This is a genomic window from uncultured Streptococcus sp. (genome assembly GCF_963516575.1).
In the GTDB taxonomy this organism is placed as follows: Bacteria; Bacillota; Bacilli; order Lactobacillales; family Streptococcaceae; genus Streptococcus.
In genome coordinates this window covers 1-9,411 of the sequence record NZ_CAUQCP010000055.1, presented here as the reverse complement: position 1 = coordinate 9,411, position 9,411 = coordinate 1, and the positions used below count along the sequence as shown (strand labels likewise).

Annotated in this window: 10 protein-coding genes and 1 pseudogene; 10 read left to right on the top strand and 1 reads right to left on the bottom strand. The window is 39.1% G+C overall.

Going from position 1 to position 9,411, the window contains the following annotated elements:
- Positions 1-92: 92 nt before the first annotated feature.
- The 4 genes and pseudogenes from RWM06_RS08665 (at position 93) to RWM06_RS08650 (ending at position 1,416) form a co-directional block, all read left to right on the top strand.
- Complete coding sequence (locus tag RWM06_RS08665; protein WP_313970834.1) at positions 93-377, top strand: DUF5962 family protein; 285 nt, start codon at positions 93-95, stop codon at positions 375-377.
- A gap of 13 nt (positions 378-390) precedes the next feature.
- Positions 391-555: pseudogene (locus RWM06_RS08660) on the top strand (DUF5966 family protein); the annotation flags it as partial.
- Positions 556-788: 233 nt separating this feature from the next.
- Positions 789-1,076 (top strand): hypothetical protein, encoded by a 288-nt coding sequence (locus tag RWM06_RS08655; protein ID WP_313970833.1) that lies wholly within the window; start codon positions 789-791, stop codon positions 1,074-1,076.
- Complete coding sequence (locus RWM06_RS08650) at positions 1,066-1,416, top strand: type II toxin-antitoxin system RelE/ParE family toxin (protein WP_313970832.1); 351 nt, start codon at positions 1,066-1,068, stop codon at positions 1,414-1,416. Before RWM06_RS08655 ends, RWM06_RS08650 begins: the two co-directional genes overlap by 11 nt.
- 61 nt (positions 1,417-1,477) lie before the next feature.
- Here the strand turns inward: RWM06_RS08650 and RWM06_RS08645 are convergent, their stop codons facing one another.
- Positions 1,478-2,329 carry a MurR/RpiR family transcriptional regulator gene (locus RWM06_RS08645; protein ID WP_313970831.1) on the bottom strand — a complete coding sequence of 284 codons (852 nt, stop codon included), beginning with the start codon at positions 2,327-2,329 and terminating at the stop codon, positions 1,478-1,480.
- A 191-nt stretch (positions 2,330-2,520) separates the two neighbouring features.
- Between RWM06_RS08645 and pbp2b the strand changes: the two genes are divergently transcribed.
- The 6 genes from pbp2b to RWM06_RS08615 all read left to right on the top strand — a co-directional run bounded on the left by pbp2b (position 2,521) and on the right by RWM06_RS08615 (position 9,254).
- On the top strand, positions 2,521-4,578 hold the full coding sequence (gene pbp2b, locus RWM06_RS08640) for a penicillin-binding protein PBP2B (protein WP_313970830.1): 2,058 nt from the start codon (positions 2,521-2,523) through the stop codon (positions 4,576-4,578).
- A 10-nt stretch (positions 4,579-4,588) separates the two neighbouring features.
- Positions 4,589-5,185: a recombination mediator RecR gene (gene recR, locus RWM06_RS08635; RefSeq protein ID WP_000966754.1), complete on the top strand. Its 597-nt coding sequence runs from the start codon at positions 4,589-4,591 to the stop codon at positions 5,183-5,185.
- Between the two features lie 174 nt (positions 5,186-5,359).
- The gene (locus tag RWM06_RS08630) at positions 5,360-6,403 is read left to right on the top strand and encodes a D-alanine--D-alanine ligase (protein WP_261105078.1); all 1,044 of its coding nucleotides are present in this window, start codon (positions 5,360-5,362) and stop codon (positions 6,401-6,403) included.
- Positions 6,404-6,487: 84 nt separating this feature from the next.
- Complete coding sequence (murF, locus tag RWM06_RS08625; RefSeq protein ID WP_313970829.1) at positions 6,488-7,861, top strand: UDP-N-acetylmuramoyl-tripeptide--D-alanyl-D-alanine ligase; 1,374 nt, start codon at positions 6,488-6,490, stop codon at positions 7,859-7,861.
- On the top strand, positions 7,848-8,459 hold the full coding sequence (locus tag RWM06_RS08620; protein ID WP_313970828.1) for an NUDIX hydrolase: 612 nt from the start codon (positions 7,848-7,850) through the stop codon (positions 8,457-8,459). Before murF ends, RWM06_RS08620 begins: the two co-directional genes overlap by 14 nt.
- Before the next feature lie 90 nt (positions 8,460-8,549).
- The gene (locus tag RWM06_RS08615) at positions 8,550-9,254 is read left to right on the top strand and encodes a TIGR02206 family membrane protein (RefSeq protein ID WP_313970827.1); all 705 of its coding nucleotides are present in this window, start codon (positions 8,550-8,552) and stop codon (positions 9,252-9,254) included.
- Positions 9,255-9,411: the final 157 nt, after the last annotated feature.

Genomic DNA, 9,411 nt, shown 5'->3' with positions numbered 1-9,411 from the left:
ACATTGAGTAATAAAGAATTGCATAAGTAATGCGAAGACTCTTCGGAGTCTTTTTCTTGTGATAAAAGCTCCAAGATTTTGATCTAGTTTTTATAGAAAGAAGGTCTAATTATCAATTAGAAGAGGCCTTAGTACAGGGATTTCAAACACCTGAAGAATACCAATCTTACAAGGAGCTAAAGGAACATTATGAGGAAGTGACGGGGGATTACAGCTTTTCCAAACGAGAACTCACTAGTCAATTTGAAATCGCGCTTCAGAATCATCGAGGTGTGGACTTTGAAGATCATGACAAAGAGGAGTATTTGGACTTAGTTCAAAAGCTAGAGGAATTTGATTCATCTCTTGCCACCCATTACTGTCAGTTGATTGACTAGAAAGGAGAAAGTCATGAATGATTTACTCCTTATCCCAGTAATTTTTTTAGCAGTAGGAGGAATTCTCATTCTTTTATGGAGACTCTTTCTTATTGCCAGTGGACTTTTCCTGATTGGTTTTGTCAGTTTTCTTATTTTCGTTGAGGGCTATGGAATTTATCTGTTCTTTACAGAGACTTAACCTTACACGGCAGATTTAGCTCAAAATGGATTATTTGGTTTTACTTGCTTTAGCATGCTGGACAGGATATAAGTGGAAGAAAGAATAGAAAATAATCTTAACAAGTTCAAAATTTATTCCGCTTTTTAGGACATGAAAAATTTTAGAAATTGATTCTTTCAAATCAAAACTTCTTGACTTTCTTTATAATTGTGAGATAATAAAGAAAATATATAAAGGAATTATATAAAATGGCTATAGCGAATTCAAGTAAAATGGTGACCTTCCAAGCTAATAGAGAATTGATAAATGATGCTATGGAAGTGTTAAAAGAACAAAATCTCTCTCTTTCATCAGCACTCAGATTATTTTTAAAGAATGTTGTCGTAACAAATGAAGTAGATTTACTAAGTGAAGAGGAATTGGAGAAGGAGTATTTATTTAGACAATTACAAGCAGAAGTTCAAGAAAGTTATGCCAAGATTGAGGCTGGAAATTATTTGACAGATGAGGATGTCGTGACACGCTATGGATTATAAAAAATATAGGATTTTGTATTCTCCTAGAGTGATTGATAGTCTGGATAAAATATATCAGTATATAGCAGAGGAAATTGGTTCTGTAGAGGCTGCGAGACGAAAAGTAGCGAATATTAGAAAGGATATTAATCGGCTGGAAATTTTCCCCCAAGCTGGATTTGATGTTGATGAAAAATTTGGGAAGAGATTAGATCCTTACTACCAAACGAGAGGATTGACCTTGAGTAAGGATTACATCGTATTCTATACAATTGTTGATGATACTGTCAGGCTTGCTTATCTACTCCCTTCAAAAAGTGATTACATGAAATTATTTAAGACCGAATCAAGATATGACTGACTCAGGATCTAGATGAGTTATGTTTAGTGACGAATAAAAATCCTAGTTTGGCTCAGCCAGACTAGGATTTTCTAATTCTTCTTTGTCTTCGATAGCCGTTGAGTTTTTTATTTTCCCAGTAGCTATTGAATATTCTCTCTTTATTTTCTCGATTGATTTCTAAAAAGTAAGCATAAATCAAATCAACCCAAAAAAGCATTGGAAGTTGAGAGGAGATACGCTGAATATAGGATGATTGATTGTGACTAGCAACCAGTACAGTTTCAGTATACAATTGGTTTTCTTTGTTTGGTACGCTGGTAAAGAGGACTGTTTTTGCCCCCATTTCTTTAGCATCTAACAAGCTGTCCAGAATAGATTGAGTAGATCCAGATAGTGAAAAGCCTAGAACCAAGCAATTGTCATCCATGATACTAGTAGTCCAAGCAAAGCCATCTTGATCGGTTATAGCTTCACATACCACTCCTAAACGCATAAAGCGTAATTTCATCTCACGAGCGACAAGGCCAGAGCTTCCAGTGCCAAAAAAATAGACTCTTTCAGCATCTTCTATCATATTAGCTATTCGTTCTATTTGATTTTCATTAATTAATTCCTGAGTTTGCTCTCTCATATTGCTATAGCTTCTGAGAACGCCTTGGATAAGAGGATTATGGGTCGATAGCTGAAGATTTTGGTTATCGATTTGATGTTGGTATTGGAAAATAAATTCTCTATAGCCAGTAAAACCACACTTTTTAGCAAAACGGGTCAGAGCAGCTTGAGAAATATGTAGTTTTTGAGCTACGTTTTGTGATGATAAATCATCCTGTATCGTATTGACCTGTAAGAAATAGCGAGCAATTTCTTGCTCTAATTCAGTTAATTCATCAAAGTGGAGATCAATAATAGAGGGAATATCTTGATTGTTCATGGGCTTCCTTTGTATGATTTATATTAAATTAAAAGTCAAAAATTTCTATTGGTTGATATTATTATACCATATAAAATAATGATAATTAAATAAAAAAGAAAAGCTCTTTTAAAAATCAAATAAAGTACTCCTATTTTCCATAATTTTCTTCTCAATTTGTGGTACAATGAAGAATGAGATTTTAAATAGAAATGAGACTGACTTGTATGAGAAAATTTGACAGCCATTCGATTCCGATTCGGCTTAATTTATTGTTTTCAATTGTTATTTTGCTCTTTATGACCATCATTGGTCGCCTGCTTTACATGCAGGTTTTGAACAAGGATTTTTATGAGACAAAACTAGCATCGGCAAGTAAAACAAAGGTGACAACTAGTTCGGCTCGTGGACAAATCTACGATGCAACAGGGAAACCTCTCGTCGAAAACACCATCAAGCAAGTCGTATCTTTTACAAGGAACAACAAGATGACGGCTGCAGATTTGAAAGAAACAGCCAAGAAGTTGCTAGCCTATGTGGGAGTTTCTTCTCCAACATTGACTGACCGACAGTTGGCAGACTACTACCTAGCAGATCAAGATGTCTATAAGAAAGCAGTGGAAAGTTTACCACGTGAGAAACGACTAGATTCTGATGGGAATCAATTATCTGAATCCGAACTTTACAATAACACTGTTGAAAGTATCGATCCAAGTCAATTGACCTACTCGGACGACGAAAAGAAAGAAATTTACCTCTTTAGCCAACTCAATGCAGTAGAAAATTTTGCGACAGGAACCGTTGCGACAGATTCCTTGACAGATACACAGATTGCCTTGATTGCTTCGGCTTCTAAGAATTTACCTGGTATCAGTATTTCAACTTCCTGGGATCGAAAGGTTCTAGAAACTTCGCTTTCTTCTATAGTAGGAAGTGTTTCCAGTGAAAAAGCTGGTCTCCCAGCCGAAGAAGCAGATTCCTATCTTAAAAAAGGTTATTCTTTAAATGACCGTGTTGGGACTTCTTATCTAGAAAAACAATATGAGGAAACCCTGCAAGGAAAACGCTCGGTAAAAGAAATCCATCTAGACAAGTATGGCAACATGGAGAGTGTCGAAAATATCGAAGATGGTACCAAAGGGAACAATATTAAACTAACCATTGATTTGGCCTTTCAAGATAGCGTGGACAATCTTCTTAAGAGTTATTTCAATTCTGAGTTAGGAAATGGAGGAGCCAGATATTCTGAAGGTGTTTATGCAGTTGCTTTGAACCCAAAAACAGGTGCAGTTTTCTCTATGTCAGGGCTTAAACATGATCTGAAAACGGGAGAGCTAACGCCTGATTCCTTGGGAACGGTGACCAATGTCTTTGTTCCAGGTTCGGTTGTCAAGGCTGCAACTATCAGTTCTGGTTGGGAGAATGGAGTCTTATCAGGTAATCAGACCTTGACAGACCAACCGATTGTCTTCCAAGGTTCAGCTCCAATTAATTCTTGGTATACTCAAGCCTACGGTTCATTCCCGATTACAGCTGTGGAAGCCTTGGAGTATTCTTCTAATACCTATATGGTTCAAACGGCTTTGGGCATTATGGGTCAAACCTATCAACCCAATATGTTTGTTTTAACTAACAATTTAGAATCCGCTATGGGGAAACTTCGTTCGACATTTGCTGAATATGGTCTTGGAGCCTCAACAGGCATTGACCTTCCAGATGAGTCAACTGGTTTTATACCAAAAGAGTATAATTTTGCTAATTACATTACCAATGCATTTGGCCAGTTTGATAACTACACTCCTATGCAATTGGCCCAGTATGTTGGAACCATTGCTAACAATGGTGTTCGGATTGCACCCCACATTGTTGAGGGGATTTATGGAAATAACGAACAAGGCGGCTTAGGGGACTTGATCCAGTCTATTGATACCAAGGAAATGAATAAAATTAATATTTCTGAGTCTGATGTTTCCATCCTTCAACAAGGATTTTATCAAGTTTCTCACGGTGGAAGTGCTCTGACAACAGGTCGTGCCTTTTCAAATGGTGCAGCTGTATCCATTAGTGGGAAAACAGGTACAGCCGAAAGTTATGTAGCAGGTGGTCAAAAAGCCAACAATACCAATGCCGTGGCCTATGCCCCATCAGATAATCCTCAAATCGCTGTTGCCGTTGTCTTTCCGCATAACACCAATCTAACAAATGGTGTTGGACCTTCCATTGCACGCGATATTATCAACCTCTATAACCAACACCATCCAATGAATTAGAAAGGAACTTATGCTTTATCCAACACCTATTGCTAAGCTAATTGACAGTTATTCTAAGTTACCGGGTATCGGGATTAAGACGGCTACCCGTCTGGCCTTCTATACTATTGGAATGTCTGATGACGATGTCAATGAATTTGCTAAAAATCTCCTTTCTGCTAAGAGAGAGCTGACCTATTGCTCCATCTGTGGTCGTTTGACTGATGACGATCCTTGCTCTATCTGTACCGATCCGACTCGTGACCAGACGACGATTTTAGTTCTCGAGGATAGTCGAGATGTAGCAGCCATGGAGAATATCCAAGAATACCACGGACTCTATCATGTTTTGCATGGACTCATTTCTCCCATGAATGGCATCAGTCCAGACGATATCAATCTCAAGAGCCTCATGACTCGTCTGATGGATAGTGAAGTTTCAGAGGTAATCGTAGCAACCAATGCCACCGCAGATGGGGAAGCGACATCGATGTATCTTTCTCGTTTGCTCAAGCCAGCTGGAATCAAGGTTACTCGTCTAGCACGAGGACTTGCTGTCGGAGCAGATATCGAGTATGCGGACGAAGTTACACTCTTACGAGCCATTGAAAATCGAACAGAGTTATAAGAGTAGACAAATTAACAAACTTCGTTCATTTATACAAAAATCACGGAGACCGACAGTTGTTTTATCGGTCTCTTTTTAGATTTCTTGAAGACCAGTATCAGGTTCAAGTTTCAAAAAAGAAGCAAATATGATATACTAAAGAACGAGTATTCTATTAGAATTGGAACAAATAATATGAAACAAACGATTATTCTTTTATACGGTGGACGTAGTGCAGAGCGTGAAGTCTCTGTTCTTTCAGCTGAGAGTGTGATGCGTGCGGTCAACTACGACCGTTTCACAGTCAAGACTTTCTTCATCAGCCAGTCGGGTGATTTTATTAAAACGCAAGAATTTAGCCATACTCCAGGTCAAGAGGATCGTCTTATGACCAATGAAACCATTGATTGGGATAAGAAAGTTGCACCAAGTGCTATATACGAAGAGGGAGCAGTGGTCTTTCCAGTCCTTCATGGTCCGATGGGAGAGGATGGCTCTGTTCAAGGATTCTTGGAAGTTTTGAAAATGCCTTACGTCGGTTGTAACATCTTGTCATCTAGTCTTGCCATGGATAAAATCACCACTAAGCGTGTCTTAGAATCTGTCGGGATTGCTCAAGTTCCTTATGTGGCCATTGTCGAAGGTGATGATATGACTGCTAAAATTGCTGAAGTTGAAGAAAAATTGACTTATCCAGTTTTCACAAAACCATCTAACATGGGTTCTAGTGTCGGTATTTCTAAGTCTGAAAATCAAGAGGAACTTCGTCAAGCCTTGAAACTTGCCTTCCAATATGATAGCCGTGTCTTGGTTGAACAAGGGGTAAATGCCCGTGAAATCGAGGTTGGCCTACTGGGTAACTACGATGTTAAAAGCACGCTTCCAGGAGAAGTAGTTAAGGATGTTGCCTTTTATGACTATGATGCCAAGTATATTGATAACAAGATTACCATGGATATCCCAGCTAAAATCAGTGATGATGTGGTAGCTGTCATGCGTCAGAATGCAGAAACTGCCTTCCGTGCTATTGGTGGTTTAGGTCTATCTCGTTGTGATTTCTTCTATACAGATAAGGGAGAGATTTTCCTAAACGAGCTCAATACCATGCCAGGTTTCACCCAGTGGTCTATGTACCCACTACTTTGGGACAATATGGGAATCAGCTACCCAGAACTAATCGAGCGTTTGGTTGACCTTGCCAAAGAAAGTTTTGACAAGCGCGAAGCGCATTTGCTATAAAAATGAAAGAGAGGGTAGAAGCCAGAACCATCACTGCAAGGTGATTAGAGTTCTTGGACTTCAACCCTTTTTAAAGGAGTAGAAATGAAATTAACAATTCATGAAGTGGCCAAAGTTGTCGGAGCTAAAAATGATATCAGCATCTTTGAGGACACCCAGTTAGAAAAAGCTGAGTTTGATAGTCGTTTGATTGCTACAGGGGACTTGTTTGTGCCCCTCAAAGGTGCGCGTGATGGTCATGACTTTATTGAAACAGCCTTTGAAAATGGTGCAGTAGTAACCTTGTCTGAGAAAGAGGTCGCAAATCATCCTTATATTTTAGTAGATGATGTTTTGACTGCCTTTCAACAACTAGCTGCCTACTATCTTGAGAAAACGGCTGTTGATGTCTTTGCTGTTACAGGTTCAAATGGCAAGACAACGACCAAGGATATGTTGGCGCACTTACTATCAACAACTTACAAAACCTACAAAACACAAGGAAACTATAATAATGAGATTGGTCTTCCTTACACAGTTCTCCATATGCCTGAAGGAACAGAAAAGTTGGTCTTGGAGATGGGACAGGATCACTTGGGAGATATCCATCTCTTGTCTGAATTGGCCCATCCAAAAACAGCCATCGTAACCTTAGTTGGAGAAGCCCATTTGGCTTTTTTCAAAGACCGTTCTGAGATTGCTAAAGGAAAAATGCAAATTGCAGATGGGATGGCACCTGGTTCCTTGCTCTTGGCACCAGCCGACCCGATTGTAGAGGTCTACTTGCCAGCTGATAAAAAGGTGGTCCGTTTTGGGCAAGGAGCAGAGTTGGAAATTACAGACTTGATTGAGCGCAAGGATAGTCTGACCTTTGAGGCTAATTTTTTGGGACAAGTCCTCGATTTGCCAGTGACTGGTAAATACAATGCCACCAATGCTATGATTGCATCCTATGTTGCTCTGCAAGAAGGAGTGACTGAGGAGCAGATTCATAATGCCTTCCAAAATCTTGAATTGACGCGTAATCGTACCGAATGGAAGAAAGCAGCCAATGGAGCAGATATCTTATCAGATGTGTATAATGCCAATCCAACTGCTATGAAGCTGATTTTGGAGACTTTCTCTGCCATTCCAGCCAACGAAGGTGGCAAAAAAATTGCTGTTCTAGCAGACATGAAGGAACTCGGCGACCAGTCTGTTCAACTCCATAACCAGATGATTTTGAGCCTCTCGCCAGATGTGCTAGATACCGTTATTTTTTATGGAGAAGATATCGCAGAATTGGCCCAACTTGCCAGTCAAATGTTCCCAATCGGCCACGTTTACTACTTCAAAAAAACAGCCGACGAGGACCAATTTGAGGCTATGACTAAGCAGGTCAAGGAAAGCCTTGGAGTTCATGACCAAATCCTACTAAAAGGATCCAACTCTATGAATTTAGCCAAGTTGGTAGAAAGTTTAGAACATGAAGACAAGTGATTTTGTCAAGTATTTGCAAAGAATGATTGCCATTACAGATACTGGATTAACATTTACAAAGGATCCTTTTGACCGTGAGCGTTATGAGGACTTGCGGGTCCTTTTATCTGAAATGTTGGATCAAGCATCAGACCTCGATGTAGAAGAAGTGACAGAAGTCTTGAAACCAACTTTCGCTTATGCGACTCCTTTAATGGATGTTCGTGCTTGGATTGTTGAGGATGAAAAAGTATGTCTAGTTAGGGGACAAGGAGAGGATAGTTGGGCTTTGCCAGGTGGCTTTGGTGAGGTTGGCTATTCTCCAACCGAAAATATTCTCAAGGAGATTGAAGAAGAAACAGGTTTTACAGCAAAAGCTGAAAGGTTACTTGCAGTTTTTGATACCAATCGTTTCCAACTACAGAGCAAACAATATGCAAAGTTTGTTTTTGAATGTAAGCTTCTCGCTGGGCAATTCCAAGAAAATCAAGAAATTACTGACCTTCAATTTTTTGCTATTGACCAACTGCCAGTCTTATCTGAGAAACGCATTACCAAGGAGCAAATAGAGATTCTTTGGCAGGTTTATCAAGGTCAGAGGGAGCAATATCTTGACTAAGAAGATGATTATCGTATTTCTAAATCCATTTTTGACAAATTGCATGGTATAATAATATGCAGGAAAATTTTGAATTATGAGGAAGACTAGATGAATTTATGGGATATTTTCTTTACGACTCAGGCAACAGAGCCACCCAAGTTTGATCTTTTTTGGTATGTTAGCCTATTTACGCTTTTAGCCTTAACCTTTTATACAGCCTATCGCTATCGTGAAAAGAAGGTTTACCAACGATTTTTCCAAATCTTGCAAGCTGTTCAGTTGATCCTACTTTATGGCTGGTATTGGGTCAATCATATGCCACTATCAGAAAGCTTACCTTTCTACCATTGCCGTATGGCTATGTTTGTGGTACTTTTGCTTCCTGGTCAGTCCAAATATAGGCAGTATTTTGCATTACTAGGAACATTTGGGACATTAGCAGCCTTTGTTTACCCAGTTCCAGATGCCTATCCATTCCCCCATATTGCCATTTTATCCTTTATCTTTGGGCATTTAGCACTCTTGGGGAACTCACTGGTTTATCTCTTGAGACAGTATGATGCACGATTGCTGGATGTGAAGAGAATTTTTCTCATGACCTTTGGACTAAATGCCTTGATTTTTATGGTCAATTTGGTAACAGGTGGAGATTACGGATTCTTGACAAAACCGCCATTGGTTGGGGATCACGGCTTAGTAGCTAATTATTTAATCGTTTCTCTGGCCTTGTCGGCAGCCATTACTTTGACAAAGAAAATCTTGGAGCTATTTTTAGCACAAGAAGCAGCCAGAATACTTACAAAGAAAGCTTAATTTTAGGGCTTTCTTTTTTCGTAAATCTTATTTTTTATAAGTTGTTTGGTAAAGAGAGAAGATTGGGAAGGGAAAGTGAAAAAATAGCAAGTAAATTTAGGAAAAAACTAAGCACGATTGGATTTTTTGTGTTATAATATTCTGTGAATAGCTATGC